The organism is Sphingomonas horti (assembly GCF_009753715.1).
Classification (GTDB): Bacteria; Pseudomonadota; Alphaproteobacteria; order Sphingomonadales; family Sphingomonadaceae; genus Sphingomonas_B; species Sphingomonas_B horti.
In genome coordinates, this window is sequence record NZ_WQMS01000016.1 from 127,819 (window position 1) to 142,676 (window position 14,858).

A 14,858-nucleotide genomic window follows, 5' to 3' on the forward strand; every position below is an offset into this window, starting at 1 on the left:
GATGCGCGCCGACACACTCTGGACCAATGCCCGCTTGCTGACGATGGCCCCGGGCCGGCCGGTTTCGGCCGAGCTGGGCACGATTGCAGCCAGACAGGGCCGGATCGTCCATGTCGGGCCGCAGGCCGTCGAGGCCGAGCGCACGATCGACTGCGTCGGGCGGCTGGTGACGCCCGGGCTGATCGATTGCCACACCCACCTCGTCTATGCCGGCAACCGCGCCGCCGAGTTCGAGCTGCGGCTGAAAGGCGCGAGCTACGAGGAGATAGCGCGCGCCGGCGGCGGCATCGTCTCGACCATGCGCCACACGCGTGAGGCAAGCGAGGCGGAGCTGGTCGAGCAATCGCTGACCCGACTCGACGCGCTGCTGGCCGAAGGCGTGACGACGATCGAGATCAAGTCGGGTTACGGTCTGGACGTTGAGTCCGAGCGCAAGATGCTGAGCGCGGCGCGCTCGCTCGGTGAGCGCCGGCCGGTGCGGGTCGCGACGACATTCCTCGGCGCTCACGCGCTGCCGCCGGAATTTGCCGGGCGTGCCGACGATTATGTCGACGCCGTCGCCGAGATGATCTCCGCGCTCGGCGGTCTGGCTGACGCGGTGGACGCGTTCTGCGAAGGCATCGGCTTTTCGTCGGCGCAGGTGGAGCGGGTGTTCGCGGCTGCGCGCGAAGCCGGCCTGCCGGTGAAGCTCCATGCCGAGCAGCTTTCGAACCTGCACGGGGCGGCGCTCGCGGCCAGCTATGGCGCTCTCTCAGCCGATCATCTCGAGCATCTCGACGAAGCCGGCGTCGCCGCGATGGCGCGCGCAGGCACCGTCGCGACCCTGCTGCCCGGCGCCTATTACTTCACGCGCGAGACGAAGCTGCCGCCGATCGACGGGCTCCGCGCCGCCGGCGTGCCGGTCGCGCTTGCGACCGACAGCAATCCGGGCACCTCGCCGATGACCTCGCTGCTGCTGGTGATGAACATGGCGGCGACTTTCTTCCGGATGACGGTCGAGGAGTGCCTGCTGGGCGTTACCCGCAACGCCGCCGCCGCGCTGGGCCTTTCGGACGAGATCGGCACGATCGAGATCGGCAAGGCCTGTGATCTGGCCATTTGGGACGTGCGGGAGCCGGCGGAGCTGGTTTACCGGATCGGCTTCAACCCGCTCCATGCGCGGGTGTTCGGGGGTGAGACTAGCGCCCGGCCGGCGTGAAGCGGGCGACCAGGTCGTAGCGGTCGCCTGGGAAGGTCTGGCGCACATGCGTGACTGGCTCGCCATTGCGCCAGGTCGTGCGGGTGAGGCGGAGGCACGGCGTGCCGCGCGGCAGCTGGAGGCACGTCGCGATATCGCCCGTCGCGCCGGTCGCCGAAATCCGGTGTTCGGCCTCGCTCCATGGCACATGGTCGAGCAGCCACACGCCGGGGGCGACCGCTTCGAACGGCTCGGCGCGCGCGTCCGGGACCACGGCGAGGCTGATCCAACGCAGCTCGTGCGCGAACGGGCCGTCAATCGCGTGATGCACGCCCTCGAGCCGCAGCAGCTCGGTGCCGGGGGCGAATGGACTCGCGTCTCCCTGCTCCGCGACCCGCGCGATCCGCTCGAAACGATAGCCGCCGCCGCGCGCCGCGACCGCCGCGCCGATGTCGGGAATGTCGAGCACGGCCGCTTCGCTGTGCGGATGGGCGACGAACGATCCGGCCTTGCGCCGTCGCTCGATCAGTCCCGCACGGGCAAGCGACGCCAGCGCCTTGCCGACGGTCGCGCGAGCGCAGCCATAATGGGCGACCAGCTCATGCTCGAACGGGATGCGCGCACCGGGGCGGAGCTCGCCCGAGCGGATGCGGTGTTCGAGGTCGGCGCGGATGCGCGCCTCGATCGTCATGCAAGGAGCTTGGCGAGGGTCTTGCGGTAGCGCGTCGCCACTTCTGCGCGTGCGAGATGCGCTCCGTCGCGTACGACCGGTTTTCCGCCGCGCCAGACGCAATCGACCGCCGGACGATTGCTGCCGAAGATCCAGCCGTCGATCAGCGCGTCGCCATTGCGCTCGATCAGCGACGAATGGTCGGCATCGAGCGAGACGATATCAGCGGAATGGCCCACGACAATGCCGAATTCGCCCTGCAGCGCCTGCGCCCCGCCCGTGCCGGCCGCACGGAACAGGCGACCGCCGACCGACGGCTCTTCGGGGGTGGCGAGGCATCCCCGCGCGCGGTCGCGCAGGCGCTGGCTGTATTCGAGCTGGCGCAGCTCGGCGGCGATGTCGATCTGGATGTTCGAATCGGTGCCGGTCGCGAACCGCCCGCCTGCATCCAGATAGCGCCGGGCCGGGAAGATGCCGTCCCCGAGGTTCGCTTCGGTGACCGGGCACAGGCCGGCCGCCGCGTCGCTGGCGGCGAGCGCGTCGGTCTCAACCTCCGTCAGGTGGATCGAGTGCACGAGGCACCAGCGCGCATCGACGCCAGCATTGCCTAGCAGCCACTCGACGGGCCGCGCCCTCAGGTGCGCGATGCTGGCCTCCACTTCCTTTGTCTGCTCGGCCGCATGGATGTGCACGGGCGCGGCGGGGCGGAGCGTCAGCAGCTGTTTCAGCTCGTCGGGCGTGACCGCGCGCAGCGAGTGGGGCGCGATGCCGATCCGATCGTCGCCGTCCAACAGCTTTTCGCTGGCGTCGACCAGCCGCGCGAAGCCGTCCAGGTTCGAGATGAAGCGGCGCTGGCCGGGCGCGGGCGGAGTGCCGCCGAAATCGGCATGAGCGTAAAAGACCGGCAGCAAGGTCAGGCCGATGCCGGTCTGCCGTGCGGCCTCCACGATCGCCGCGGCCGTTGCCTCGGGCGCGTCATAGCGTTGGCCATTCGCTGCGTTGTGGAGATAGTGGAACTCTCCGACCCGCGTATACCCGGTCTCCAGCATCTCGACATAGGCCTGGGCCGTGATCGCCGCGATATCCTCGGGATCGAGCCGGTCGAGGAAGCGGTACATCAGCTCCCGCCAGCTCCAGAAATCGTCGTGTGGGCGGCCGCGCTGCTCGGTCAGCCCCGCCATGCCGCGCTGGAAGCCGTGGCTGTGCACGTTGCACTGGCCGGGAAGGGCGATCGCGTGGCGCTCGTCGCCGGAGGCGGGCTCGACCTGCGTCTCTACGCCTGCAATCCGGCCGCCCTCGATCCGTACGCGCACCCGGCCGGCCCAGCCCTGGGGCAGCAATGCCGTTTTGAACCAAAGCTGCGTCATCCGGGCCTCCTCCTGATTATTATGACTAGACATATTTGCCGCGCACGGCAAGATTGTGCCCATGCTCACGCCCGGTTCGGTTTCGCTCGCAGAGTGGCGCAACATCTATGAAGGCGGCGCGGTCGCGCTCGATCCCGCCTGCATGGCGGCGATCGACGCCGGCGCCGCGGCGGTCGAGCGGATCGTCGCCAGGGGCGAACCGGTCTATGGCATCAACACCGGCTTCGGGAAGCTGGCAAGCGTGCGCATCGCCGACGCGGACCTGGCGATGCTCCAGCGCAACATCGTGCTCAGCCATGCCGCGGGCGTCGGCGAGCCGATGCCCGCGCCGGTCGCGCGGCTGATGATGGCGCTGAAGCTCGCCAGCCTGGCGCAGGGTGCGTCCGGCGTGCGGCGCGCGACGATCGAGCTGCTCGCGGCGATGATCGAGCGGGACCTGGTGCCGGTGATCCCGGCGCAGGGGTCGGTCGGCGCGAGCGGCGATCTGGCGCCGCTGGCGCACCTCGCGGCAACGATGATCGGAGTGGGCGAGATCTGCGTTTCGGGCGAACGACGGCCCGCCGCTGTCGCGCTGGACGGCGCGGGCCTCAAGCCGCTGTCGCTCGGGCCCAAGGAAGGGCTGGCGCTGCTGAACGGCACGCAATTCTCCTGCGCCTATGCGCTCGCCGGGCTGTTCGAGGCGGAGCGGCTACTGCAGGCCGCGCTGGTCACCGGCGCGCTGTCGACCGAGGCGGCACGTGGCTCCGACACGCCCTTCGATCCGCGCATCCATGCGCTTCGCCGCCAGCGCGGGCAGATCGAAGTGGCCGAGGCGTTGCGCGCACTGGTCGCCGGCTCCGCGATCCGTGAATCGCACCGCGAGAACGACACGCGCGTGCAGGACCCCTATTGCCTGCGCTGCCAGCCGCAGGTGATGGGCGCGGTGCTCGACCTACTGCGCCAGACGGCGGCGACGCTGGCCGACGAAGCGAACGGCGTTTCCGACAATCCGCTGATCTTCGCCGACAGCGACGAGGCGCTGTCCGGCGGCAATTTCCACGCGGAGCCGGTCGCCTTCGCCGCCGACATGATCGCGCTGGCGCTGTGCGAGATCGGCTCGATCGCCGAGCGGCGGATCGCGATGCTGGTCGATCCGGCGCTGTCGGGACTGCCGGCGTTCCTGACCCCCGCACCCGGCCTCAATTCCGGGTTCATGATCCCGCAGGTGACGGCGGCGGCGCTCGTCTCGGAGAACAAGCAGCGCGCTTATCCGGCCAGCGTCGATTCGATCCCGACCTCCGCCAACCAGGAAGACCATGTTTCGATGGCCGCCCATGGCGCGCGGCGGCTGGTCGCGATGGCGGAGAATCTGGGCAACGTGATCGGCATCGAGCTGCTGGCGGCCGCGCAGGGCTGCGACTTCCTGGCGCCCCTCACCTCCAGCGAGCCGCTGGAGCGTGCGCGGACGGCGGTGCGCAATGCCGTGTCGAAACTGCAGGACGACCGCTATTTCCATCCCGATATGCTCGCAGCCACGCGGCTGGTCGCGAGCGGCGAACTCGCCGCAGCCGCCGGCGTGACTCTGCCGGAGCTGGCCGCGTGACCGACTGGCTGACGATCCGCCGCGGCGACGCGCCGCTGATCGTCTCGATCCCGCATGCCGGCACGGATATGCCTGCGGACGTCGAAACCGCGCTGGTCTCGCCGTGGATCGGGCGCCAGGACGCCGACTGGCATGTCGATCGGCTCTACGACTTTGCGCGCGAGCTCGGCGCGACGATCGTCGCCACGTCGATCTCGCGGACTGTCGTCGACGTGAATCGCGACCCGTCGGGCGCGTCGCTCTACCCTGGCCAGGCGACCACGGAACTGTGCCCGACCACGACCTTCGATGGCGAGCCGCTCTGGCGGGAAGCGCCGGTCGAAGTGGAAATCGCGCGGCGCGTGGACGCCTATTTCCGCCCCTATCATGCCGCGCTTGACAGCGAGATCGCGCGTCTGCGGGCGCTGCACCCGGCGATCGTGCTCTATGAAGCCCATTCGATCCGCAGCGTCGTGCCGCGCCTGTTCGACGGCGAGTTGCCGCAGTTCAACATCGGCACCAACAGCGGGAAGAGCTGCGCGCCTGAACTGGCGGAAGCAGTCCGCTCCGCGTGCTCCGGCGAAGGCCGGAGCGTTGCTCGGCCTTCGCCGGAGCACGGCGTTGTCATCGATGGCCGCTTCAAGGGCGGCTGGACGACGCGCCATTATGGCCGCCCGGAAGACGGCGTGCACGCGATCCAGATGGAGCTGGCGATGCGCGGCTATCTCGACGAACCCACCGCCTTCACCCCCGAAACCTGGCCCGTGCGCTACGACGACGCGCGCGCGGCCCCGATGCGCGACACGCTTGCCCAAGTGCTCCGCGCCTGCATCGCCTTTGCCAAGGAGCAAGCATGAGCCGCCTCGACAACAGCCGCCACATCCGCGCGCCCCGTGGGTCCGAGCTCAATGCGAAAAGCTGGCTGACCGAGGCCCCCTTGCGGATGCTGATGAACAATCTCGACGACGAGGTCGCCGAGAACCCGCAGGAGCTCGTCGTCTATGGCGGCATCGGCCGGGCGGCGCGGGACTGGGAAAGCTTCGACCGCATCGCAGCCGTGCTGAAGCGGCTAGGGGACGAGGAGACGCTGCTGGTCCAGTCCGGCAAGCCGGTCGGCGTGTTCCGCACCCACCGTGACGCGCCGCGCGTGCTGATCGCCAACTCCAACCTCGTGCCGCGCTGGGCCGATTGGGACCATTTCAACGAGCTCGATCGCAAAGGGCTGATGATGTACGGCCAGATGACGGCCGGCAGCTGGATCTACATCGGCACGCAGGGTATCGTCCAAGGCACCTACGAGACCTTCGTCGAGGTCGGGCGCCAGCATTATGGCGGCGACCTTTCCGGCAAATGGATTCTGACGGCGGGCCTGGGCGGCATGGGCGGCGCGCAGCCGCTGGCGGCGGTGATGGCCGGCGCCTCGTGCCTTGCGGTCGAATGCCAACCGAGCCGGATCGAGATGCGGCTGAAGACCCGCTATCTCGATCGCGCGACCGACAGCCTGGACGAAGCGCTGGAGCTGGTCACGACCGCGAAGGCGCCGATCTCGGTCGGTCTGCTCGGCAATGCCGCGGATACCTATCCGGAGCTGGTGCGGCGCGGCGTGCGGCCGGACGTGGTGACGGACCAGACCTCGGCCCACGATCCGGTCAACGGGTACCTCCCCAAGGGCTGGACGCTCGACCGCTGGATGCGCGAGCGCGAGGCCGATCCCAAGGCAGTCGAGCACGCGGCCAAGGCGTCGATGGCCGAGCATGTCCGCGCGATGCTCGATTTCTGGAAAGCGGGCGTGCCGACGCTCGATTACGGCAACAATATCCGCCAGATGGCGAAAGATGAAGGCGTCGCGGACGCGTTCGCTTTCCCCGGCTTCGTGCCCGCCTATATCCGCCCGCTCTTCTGCCGCGGTGTCGGCCCGTTCCGCTGGTGTGCGTTGTCCGGCGATCCGGAGGACATCTACAGGACCGACGCCAAGGTGAAGGAACTGCTGCCCGGCAATGCGCATCTCCATCGCTGGCTCGACATGGCGAAGGAGCGGATCGCCTTCCAAGGCCTGCCGGCGCGCATCTGCTGGGTGGGCCTGGGCGACCGCCACCGCCTCGGCCTCGCCTTCAACGAGATGGTGCGCTCTGGCGAGCTGAAGGCGCCGGTTGTGATCGGCCGCGACCATCTCGATTCGGGCTCCGTCGCCAGCCCGAATCGCGAGACCGAAGCGATGCGCGACGGCTCCGACGCGGTCTCGGACTGGCCGCTGCTGAACGCGCTGCTGAACACCGCGAGCGGCGCGACCTGGGTCTCGCTGCACCATGGCGGCGGCGTCGGCATGGGCTATTCGCAGCACGCCGGCATGGTGATCGTTGCCGACGGAACCGACGAAGCCGCCACCCGGCTGGAACGCGTGCTGTGGAACGACCCCGCCACCGGGGTCATGCGCCACGCGGATGCCGGCTACGACATCGCGGTGGAATGCGCGCGGGAAAAAGGGCTGGACCTTCCCTCTCTTTAGGCGACGAACCGTGCCTGGGCCGCGTTGACGATCGTTGTTGTCGGGAACCTTCGCCCATACCTTCGATGCATGTTGATTTCGCGGCGGGGGCTGATCGGGTCCGTGGCGGCGTTGGCGGTGACGGGGACGGCCCGCGCGCCGGCGGCACTGGGGACACTGGTCGCCCCGAAACAGAATGAATCGGATATCGTGAAGGCAGCGCGGCGGGCGCTGGCAACGCATGGCGGCGCGGCCGAGCATCGCGACCTGGTCGGCGTTGCCGATTTCAGCCCGGCTTCACGCGATCCGCGTTTTTACCTCGTCGACATGGCCAACGGGCGTGTGTCGAGCTTCCTGGTCGCGCACGGCCGCGGGTCTGACCCGGATCACAGCGGCTGGCTGAAGCGTTTTTCGAACGACGAAGGGTCGAACGCGACTTCTTCGGGCGTGTACCTGACGGCCGGCGAATATGAGGGCAAGCATGGCCGCTCGATGCGCCTGCAGGGACTTGACCCCACCAACTGCAATGCCGAGCCGCGGGCGGTCGTGATTCACGGCGCCTGGTATGTCAGCCCGCAGATGGTCGCGGAGCACGGCAAGCTAGGCCGCAGCGAAGGCTGCTTCGCGTTCAGCGAGGCCGACCTGCCGCGCGTGCTGGAGCGGCTCGGGCCCGGACGGCTGATTACCGCCGGCAAATTCTGATCTCGCCGAATAGAGAAAGGGCGCGCACCGCAACGGTGGACGCCCTTTTCTGTTAGCGGCGATCGATCAGGCTGCGGGCGGCACTTCGACCGTGTCGTTGGCCCCTTCCGGCCGCGGGCGGCGTGTGCGGCGGCGCGGTGCCGGCTGCTCCTCGGCCGCGCCGGTGTCGGCGGCGATCGACGGTGGCAGGCGATCGACATCGAACGCCTCGACCGGCTCGCTATCCTCGCGCTGGCGGCGGGGACGGCGGTTGCGGCGCTGGCCTTCCTCGTCGCCGCTGCGGGTCTCCGAGGCTTCGGAGCCATCGCCCGCTGCTTCGGCCGCTTGCGCCGGCTGCCGGTCGCGTCGCTCATCGTCGCGGCGGAAGCCGTTGCGGTCGCCGCGATCGCGATCGTTGCGCTCGCGCCGCTGGTTGTTGTCGCGCGCTTCGAACTCGTCGCCGCCGTCTTCGCCCTCGAACTCGTCGTCCGAGCCGCTGCGCTGCGGCCGCTGTTCCTCGAAGCGGGCGCGGGATTCGCTCAGCACCCGGAAATAATGATCTGCAAACTGCAGATAATATTCGGTGGTGACGCGGTCGCCGGCCATCTGCGCGTCGCGCGCCAGATTCTTGTATTTCTCGTGAAGCTGCTGGGCGTTCCCGCGGGCGCGATTGTCGATGCGGTTGCCACCGCCACCGCCGGGACGCCCCGGATTGCCCTGCGGCCGCTGGCCGCCACGGCCGCGACGGCGGCCGCCCTGACGATTGTCGATCAAAGGATGTCCTCTACTTCACCCAAAAACTTGTCCGTTCCGGCCCCGTCCAGTTCCTTCTCGAACTCCGTCGGATGCGCGGCCCTGGGGAGCCGCGCCGCATGCGCAGGCTCACGCCATTCGCCAGCGCGGCCGGGTCATAACCGCGTCTTAGCTGTGGGGATGGGAGGCCCTTTTCGAACCGCCGTTGGGCGCCGTTTTCGAAAAACTGCCTTCCCCTCTGGCCCCTTATCTAGTGGGTCGTGTCACAAAAACCAAGTGGAAATTAGCGGCAAATTCTTGCTGATCTGTGTCAGGGCGCAGTCACGGCCAGGCAGCGGTCAAGTCCCGCCAGGTCCTTCGCCGTCACGGCCTTCAGTCCGGCCGCCTCGACCAGCCGCCTCACGGCCGCCGCCTGGGTGGCGCCGATTTCGAGCACGGCGAGCCCCTGCGGCGCCAGCAGGCGTGGCAGCTGGGGAATGAGGGAGCGATAATCGTCCAGCCCCTCCGGCCCTGCATAAAGCGCCGCGGATGGCTCGTGGTCGGCGACGTCGGGCGGCAGGGCAGCGCCGGATTCGACATAGGGCGGGTTGCACAGGACCAGGTCGACGCGGGCATCGAGTGCGTCGGCCCAGCTCCCGCGGACGAACGCGGCGCGGTCGCCAAAACCGAGCCGTTCGGCGTTGCCGCGCGCGACCTTCAGCGCCGCCGCGGACTGGTCGAGGCCGAGTCCCCATGCGGACCGCCACTGGTCGAGGCCCGCCAGCAGCAGCGCGCCGGAGCCGGTGCCGAGATCGAGCATGATACGCGGGGCGCGGCCGGTGAAATGCGCGATCGCCGTTTCGAGCAGCGTCTCGGTGTCCGGTCGGGGAATCAGCACGTCCGGCGTGACGTGGAGATCGAGCGTCCAGAAGCTCCTGGTGCCGGTGATATAGGCGACCGGCTCGTGCGCGAGGCGGCGGCGGAGCAGCGCTTCGAAGGCGGGCGGCACGGGGCGGCCGGGCCCGAGCAGCAGCGCCTCCCGTGAGATGCCGAGCGCGTGGGCGAGCAGCAGTTCGGCGTCGAGACGCGGGGTGGGGGAGATAGGGGCGAGGCGCCGGGCGGCGGCAGCCAAACTAAGCTCCTCCCCTTCAGGGAAGGGGTTGGGGCTGGGGCTGGTTTGACGCTCGGAGTCCGACGGACCGGCCCCACCCCAACCCCTTCCCTGAAGGGGAGGGGTTTTCTTACCCATCCAGATTCGCCAGTTTTTCCGCCTGATCCTCCGCGATCAGCGCCTCGATCAGCTCGTCCATATGGCCTTCGAGGATTTCGGGCAGGCGGTGCAGCGTCAGGTTGATGCGGTGGTCGGTCACCCGGCCTTGCGGGAAATTATAGGTGCGGATGCGCTCCGATCGGTCGCCTGAGCCGACCATCGACTTGCGCGCGCCGGCGCGTTCGTTGTGCAGCCGCTCGCGTTCCATCTCGTAAAGGCGGGTGCGCAGCACTTTCAGCGCCTTGGCCTTGTTCTTGTGCTGCGATTTCTCGTCCTGCTGGATCACCACCAGGCCGGTCGGCAAATGGGTGATGCGCACGGCCGAGTCCGTCGTGTTGACGGACTGGCCGCCGGGCCCGGACGAGCGGTAGATGTCGATGCGCAGATCCTTCGCTTCGTCGATATGCACGTCGACGTCCTCCGCCTCGGGCAAGACCGCGACGGTGGCGGCGGAGGTGTGGATGCGGCCGCCGCTTTCGGTCGCCGGCACGCGCTGGACGCGGTGCACGCCGCTTTCGAACTTCAGCCGCGCGAACACGCCCTGGCCGGTCACGCTCGCCACCACTTCCTTGTAGCCGCCGAGCTCCGACGGGCTCGCGGAGATCAGCTCGACCCGCCAGCCGCGCTCCTCGGCATAGCGCTGGTACATGCGGAACAGGTCGCCCGCGAACAGCGCGGCCTCGTCGCCGCCGGTGCCGGCGCGGATTTCGAGCATCGCCGCGCGCTCGTCGGCCGCGTCCCGGGGGAGCAGCTTGACTGCCAGGTCACGCTCCGCCGCCGGCAGCCGTTCGCGGATCGAGGCGGCTTCCTCGACCGCCATTTCGCGGATGTCGGGATCATTGTCGTTCGCCATGTCGGCGAGCACGCCGAGCTCGGCGCGCAGCCGCCGCACCTCGCCCGCGGCTTTGGCGACCGGCTCCAGCTCGGCATACTCCTTGGAGACGGCGACGAACCGCTCGGCGGCAAGCTCGCCCGACGCCATCAGCGCCTGCAACTCGTCCCGCCGCGCCTCGATCTGCGCGATCCGTTCGGGGGAGATTGTAGTCATGCGGCCTCAGGTGAGGAAAGCGGCAACAGATGACTGATCCGCTCGACTAATTCCTTGTCACCTCGCGAGCCGACACGCACCTTTCCATCGCGCACAACAAAGCTCAAGATAATCCGTGCCGGCACTTTAGCAGCCTTATCGAAGCGTTTTCGGGGGGAACCCGATGCGATCATGTCCGCTGACAAGCCAGCACGTCTTAGATCGGATAATCGAGCAGTTGCATCGGTAAGGGCCTCGTCGTCTTCGACAGCGATAACGACGTCCAAGACCTGACTAGCCGGCGCCTCGACCAGCATCGCCAGCCGCTCGATTCCCGCCGCCCAGCCGACGGCTGGCGTGTGCGGGCCGCCGAGATTTTCGATCAGTCCGTCATAGCGGCCACCGCCCAGCACCGTCCCCTGCGCGCCCAGGCGGTCGGTCACGAACTCGAACGCGGTGTGGCGGTAATAATCGAGGCCGCGGACGAGGCTGGGGTTGCGAGTCCAGGCGACGCCGGCGGCGTCGAGGCCTTTCGTCACCGCTTCGAAGAAGGCGCCGGCCTCGCTGGTCAACACGTCGTCGATCGACGGCGCCGCGTCGGCGATCGGGCGATCGCGCGGGTCCTTGCTGTCGAGGATGCGCATCGGGTTGCGCTCCAGCCGGTCGAGGCTCTCCTGCGACATCTCGCCGCGATGCGCCGCAAAGTGGCGGACCAGCGCGTCGCGCCAGGCGGTCCGCGTCTCGGCATCGCCCAGCGTGTTCAGCTGCAGCGTCACGCCATCGCTGACGCCCAGTTCCTTCAACAACTGATCGGCCATCACCAGCAGCTCGACATCGGCCGCCGGCTCGGCCGCGCCGATCACTTCGGCGTCGAGCTGGTGGAATTGCCGGAACCGGCCTTTCTGCGGCCGTTCGTAGCGGAACAGCGGCCCGTGCGTCGCGACCTTCAGCGGCGCATATTGCTGCCAGCCTTCGGTCAGATAGGCGCGGGCGATGCCGGCGGTGAATTCCGGCCGGAGCGTCAGCGAATCCCCGCCGCGATCTTCGAAGGTGTACATTTCCTTCGAGACGACGTCGGTGGTTTCGCCCAGCGAGCGCGCGAATACGGCGGTCGCCTCGAACACTGGCACCTCGACGCGCTGGAAGGCGTACAGCTTTCGCACCCGGTCGAACGTGTCGACCACATGCTGGAAGCGCAGGGCCTGCTCGCCAAGCATGTCCTGCGTACCGCGGATCGGGCGGGGTGTTTCGATCTTTCCCATAAGGCGCCGCTCTCTATGCGAGACGCGGCGCTTTCGCTAGCGTCCGCAATGCATGCGGCCGGTGGGTACCTATCTCGCGCCAGAACGCTTTCTCGCGTTCCTCGTCGTGCTGGCGCTGACGACCTGGCTTGCTGCGCAACAGGCGCCGATCGAGCGGGCCGCGATGATCGGTTTCGATGTCGCTGCGCTGGCATTCCTGCTCATCATCCTGCCGCTGCTGCGCAAGGACGCGCGGCATATGCGCGAAAGCTCCCGGCTGAACGACGCCAATCGCGCGATGTTGCTGGCTGTATCGGGCGCAGTGATCCTTGCGATCTTGGTCGCGATCGGCTCCGAAGTGTCGCAGAAGGACAGGCTCGACGCGCTCGGCAAGGCCTTGGTCATCGCGACGCTGGCGCTTGCCTGGCTGTTCTCCAACGCCGTTTATGCGCTGCACTACGCGCACGTCTTCTACCTGCCGGACGGGAATCGGGACCGGGGCGGACTCGAATTCCCCGGCCGCCGCGAACCGGATTATGCGGACTTCTTCTATTTCGCCTTCACGCTGGGCATGACCTTCCAGACGTCGGACGTGTCGATCTGCAGCCGCCGCATGCGTCAGCTCGTGCTGATGCACAGCATGGCGGCGTTCGTGTTCAACATCGGCGTGCTCGCCTTCACGATCAACGTGTTGGGCTCCTAGCGCGACGCGACAATTGCCGTTAGCGAGCCGTCATGATCATCCGCTCGCTCCTCCTCGCCACCTCGCTGGTCGCCGCCGCTCCGCTTCTCGCCGAGAACAGCCGGCCGGAGGCGATTCCCGCGATCGCCCAGGTTCCGCAGTCGAAGGACGAGCCCTATCCCGGCACGATCCGGCTGGACGTCGACGCGACCGACGTCGCGCGCGGAATCTTCCGTGTGAAGGAATCGATCCCGGTCGACAAACCGGGGCCGATGACCCTGCTCTTTCCCAAATGGCTGCAGGGTAACCATGCGCCGCGCGGCGAGATCGACAAGCTTGCCGACCTGGTCGTCACCGCGAACGGCAAGACTGTGCCGTGGCGGCGCGATCCGTACGACGTCTATGCCTTCCATATCGACGTGCCGCAGGGCGCGAAGACGGTCGAGCTGTCGTTTCAATTCCTCTCAGCCACGGCGCCGAGCCAGGGCCGAATCGTCGCCACGCCGGCGATGCTGAACCTGCAGTGGAACTCGGTGTCGCTCTACCCGGCCGGCTACTACGCCCGGCAGATCCCGATCCAGGCGACCGCGCGCTATCCCGAAGGCTGGCGCGCTTTCTCCGGGTTGCCGTCCGACGTGGCTGGCGGCGTCTATCGCTATGAAAAGACGAGCTACGAGACGCTGCTCGATTCACCGGTCTTCGCCGGCAAATATGCCCGGCAGGAGCAGCTGACGCCCGACGTCCGGCTGAACATCGTCGCCGACGAGCCAGCAGATCTCGCCGCGACGCCCGAGCAGATCGAGACGCACCGGCGCCTCGTCGAGCAGGCGGTCAAGCTGTTCGGCGCGCAGCATTACGACAAATACGAGTTCCTGCTCGCGCTAACCGACGAGATGGGGGGCATCGGGCTGGAGCATCACCGCAGCTCCGAGAACGGCGCGAACCCGGAATATTTCACCAAGTGGAACGACGGGCCGGGTCGCCGCAACCTGCTGGCGCACGAGTTCACGCATAGCTGGAACGGCAAATTCCGCCGCCCGGCCGGCCTATGGACGCCCGATCACAACACGCCCACGAAGAACAGCCTGCTCTGGGTCTATGAGGGGCAGACGCAATTCTGGGGTTATGTGCTGGGCGCGCGCTCCGGCCTGTTCACCAAGCAGGAGACGCTGGACGCGCTCGCCTCGATCGCTGCCACGCTCGACCAGCGGCCGGCGCGCGAATGGCGCGGGCTGGAGGACACCACCTACGACCCGATCATCTCCGCGCGACGCCCCAAGGGCTGGGTCAGCTGGCAGCGGTCGGAGGATTATTACAACGAAGGCATGCTGGTCTGGCTGGAAGTCGACGCGACGCTCCGCCGCCTGACCGATGGCCGGCGCGGCATGGACGATTTCGCCCGCGCCTTTTTCGGCATTGGCGACCGGGACTGGGGCGTCGTCACCTACACGCTCGACGACATCGTCCGCACGCTGAACGGCATCGCGCCTTATGACTGGGCCGGGCTGCTCGACAAGCGGCTGTTCGAACATGCCGAGGGCGCGCCGCTGACCGGCTTCACTGCGAGCGGCTATAAATTGGTCTACACGGCGGAGCCGACGCCGTTCTTCAAGGATGCGGAGAAGCGCTCCAAAGGCACCGACCTCAGCTTCTCGGGCGGCTTTTCGGTGGACAAGGACCGCAAGATCTCGTCGGTGATCTGGGACAGTCCAGCTTACAAGGCGGGGCTGACCGTCGGCACCGAGATCGCGGCGGTGAACGGCAAGCCCTATTCGGCCGAGGTGATCAAGGACGCGATCACCGCCGCTGCGTCGGCCAAGGAGCCGATTCAGCTGCTGGTGCGCAATTTCGACCAGTATCGCACGCTCCCGCTCGACTGGCACGGCGGCTTGCGCTACCCGCGCCTCGAAAAATTCGGCACCGGAGAGGGTGCGCTGGACAGGCTGCTCACGCCCAGATGAGCTG

13 protein-coding genes are annotated in these 14,858 nt (G+C 68.1%); 7 read left to right on the forward strand and 6 right to left on the reverse strand.

What is annotated here, in order from left to right; all coding sequences use genetic code 11:
- The first annotated feature begins 1 nt into the window (after position 1).
- The gene (gene hutI / locus GON01_RS13405; protein ID WP_157027880.1) at positions 2-1,198 is read left to right on the forward strand and encodes an imidazolonepropionase; all 1,197 of its coding nucleotides are present in this window, start codon (positions 2-4) and stop codon (positions 1,196-1,198) included.
- On the opposite strand, the gene GON01_RS13410 is transcribed toward hutI, so the two are convergent.
- A complete protein-coding gene (locus tag GON01_RS13410) occupies positions 1,179-1,868 on the reverse strand; it encodes a UTRA domain-containing protein (protein WP_157027881.1) in 690 nt (229 codons plus the stop codon). The two genes, hutI and GON01_RS13410, sit on opposite strands and share 20 nt — an antisense overlap.
- Complete coding sequence (locus GON01_RS13415; protein ID WP_157027882.1) at positions 1,865-3,214, reverse strand: formimidoylglutamate deiminase; 1,350 nt, start codon at positions 3,212-3,214, stop codon at positions 1,865-1,867. Before GON01_RS13415 ends, GON01_RS13410 begins: the two co-directional genes overlap by 4 nt.
- 61 nt (positions 3,215-3,275) lie before the next feature.
- Here GON01_RS13415 and hutH point away from each other — a divergent pair, with 61 nt between their 5' ends.
- From hutH to GON01_RS13435, 4 genes are all read left to right on the forward strand, one after another.
- A complete protein-coding gene (gene hutH, locus GON01_RS13420) occupies positions 3,276-4,796 on the forward strand; it encodes a histidine ammonia-lyase (RefSeq protein WP_157027883.1) in 1,521 nt (506 codons plus the stop codon).
- On the forward strand, positions 4,793-5,632 hold the full coding sequence (hutG, locus tag GON01_RS13425; protein WP_181599975.1) for an N-formylglutamate deformylase: 840 nt from the start codon (positions 4,793-4,795) through the stop codon (positions 5,630-5,632). Before hutH ends, hutG begins: the two co-directional genes overlap by 4 nt.
- Complete coding sequence (gene hutU / locus GON01_RS13430; protein WP_157027884.1) at positions 5,629-7,281, forward strand: urocanate hydratase; 1,653 nt, start codon at positions 5,629-5,631, stop codon at positions 7,279-7,281. The genes hutG and hutU overlap by 4 nt, the downstream gene beginning before the upstream one ends.
- A gap of 69 nt (positions 7,282-7,350) precedes the next feature.
- Entirely contained in the window at positions 7,351-7,962 is a 612-nt protein-coding gene (locus GON01_RS13435) for a murein L,D-transpeptidase catalytic domain family protein (RefSeq protein ID WP_157027885.1), read from the forward strand.
- A gap of 66 nt (positions 7,963-8,028) precedes the next feature.
- On the opposite strand, the gene GON01_RS13440 is transcribed toward GON01_RS13435, so the two are convergent.
- The 4 genes from GON01_RS13440 to hisS all read right to left on the reverse strand — a co-directional run bounded on the left by GON01_RS13440 (position 8,029) and on the right by hisS (position 12,232).
- Positions 8,029-8,715: a DUF4167 domain-containing protein gene (locus GON01_RS13440; RefSeq protein WP_157027886.1), complete on the reverse strand. Its 687-nt coding sequence runs from the start codon at positions 8,713-8,715 to the stop codon at positions 8,029-8,031.
- 289 nt (positions 8,716-9,004) lie between these two features.
- Positions 9,005-9,805, reverse strand: a complete 801-nt coding sequence (gene prmC, locus GON01_RS13445; RefSeq protein ID WP_232328847.1) for a peptide chain release factor N(5)-glutamine methyltransferase — start codon at positions 9,803-9,805, stop codon at positions 9,005-9,007.
- Positions 9,806-9,914: 109 nt separating this feature from the next.
- Positions 9,915-10,991, reverse strand: coding sequence for a peptide chain release factor 1 (gene prfA / locus GON01_RS13450; protein WP_157027888.1), 1,077 nt, complete (start codon positions 10,989-10,991; stop codon positions 9,915-9,917).
- Positions 10,988-12,232: a histidine--tRNA ligase gene (gene hisS, locus GON01_RS13455; protein ID WP_157027889.1), complete on the reverse strand. Its 1,245-nt coding sequence runs from the start codon at positions 12,230-12,232 to the stop codon at positions 10,988-10,990. The genes prfA and hisS overlap by 4 nt, the downstream gene beginning before the upstream one ends.
- Positions 12,233-12,284: 52 nt before the next feature.
- Between hisS and GON01_RS13460 the strand changes: the two genes are divergently transcribed.
- Complete coding sequence (locus GON01_RS13460; protein WP_157027890.1) at positions 12,285-12,914, forward strand: DUF1345 domain-containing protein; 630 nt, start codon at positions 12,285-12,287, stop codon at positions 12,912-12,914.
- 32 nt (positions 12,915-12,946) lie between these two features.
- Positions 12,947-14,854: a M61 family metallopeptidase gene (locus GON01_RS13465; protein WP_157027891.1), complete on the forward strand. Its 1,908-nt coding sequence runs from the start codon at positions 12,947-12,949 to the stop codon at positions 14,852-14,854.
- Positions 14,855-14,858 lie beyond the last annotated feature (4 nt).

Bases quoted from the DNA above. Each gene is read 5' to 3' on its own strand.
- hutI (WP_157027880.1), top strand. From the start codon at position 2: ATGCGCGCCGACACACTCTGGACCAATGCCCGCTTGCTGACGATGGCC.
- GON01_RS13410 (WP_157027881.1), bottom strand. From the start codon at position 1,868: ATGACGATCGAGGCGCGCATCCGCGCCGACCTCGAACACCGCATCCGC.
- GON01_RS13415 (WP_157027882.1), bottom strand. From the start codon at position 3,214: ATGACGCAGCTTTGGTTCAAAACGGCATTGCTGCCCCAGGGCTGGGCC.
- hutH (WP_157027883.1), top strand. From the start codon at position 3,276: ATGCTCACGCCCGGTTCGGTTTCGCTCGCAGAGTGGCGCAACATCTAT.
- hutU (WP_157027884.1), top strand. From the start codon at position 5,629: ATGAGCCGCCTCGACAACAGCCGCCACATCCGCGCGCCCCGTGGGTCC.
- GON01_RS13435 (WP_157027885.1), top strand. From the start codon at position 7,351: ATGTTGATTTCGCGGCGGGGGCTGATCGGGTCCGTGGCGGCGTTGGCG.
- prfA (WP_157027888.1), bottom strand. From the start codon at position 10,991: ATGACTACAATCTCCCCCGAACGGATCGCGCAGATCGAGGCGCGGCGG.
- hisS (WP_157027889.1), bottom strand. From the start codon at position 12,232: ATGGGAAAGATCGAAACACCCCGCCCGATCCGCGGTACGCAGGACATG.
- GON01_RS13460 (WP_157027890.1), top strand. From the start codon at position 12,285: ATGCGGCCGGTGGGTACCTATCTCGCGCCAGAACGCTTTCTCGCGTTC.
- GON01_RS13465 (WP_157027891.1), top strand. From the start codon at position 12,947: ATGATCATCCGCTCGCTCCTCCTCGCCACCTCGCTGGTCGCCGCCGCT.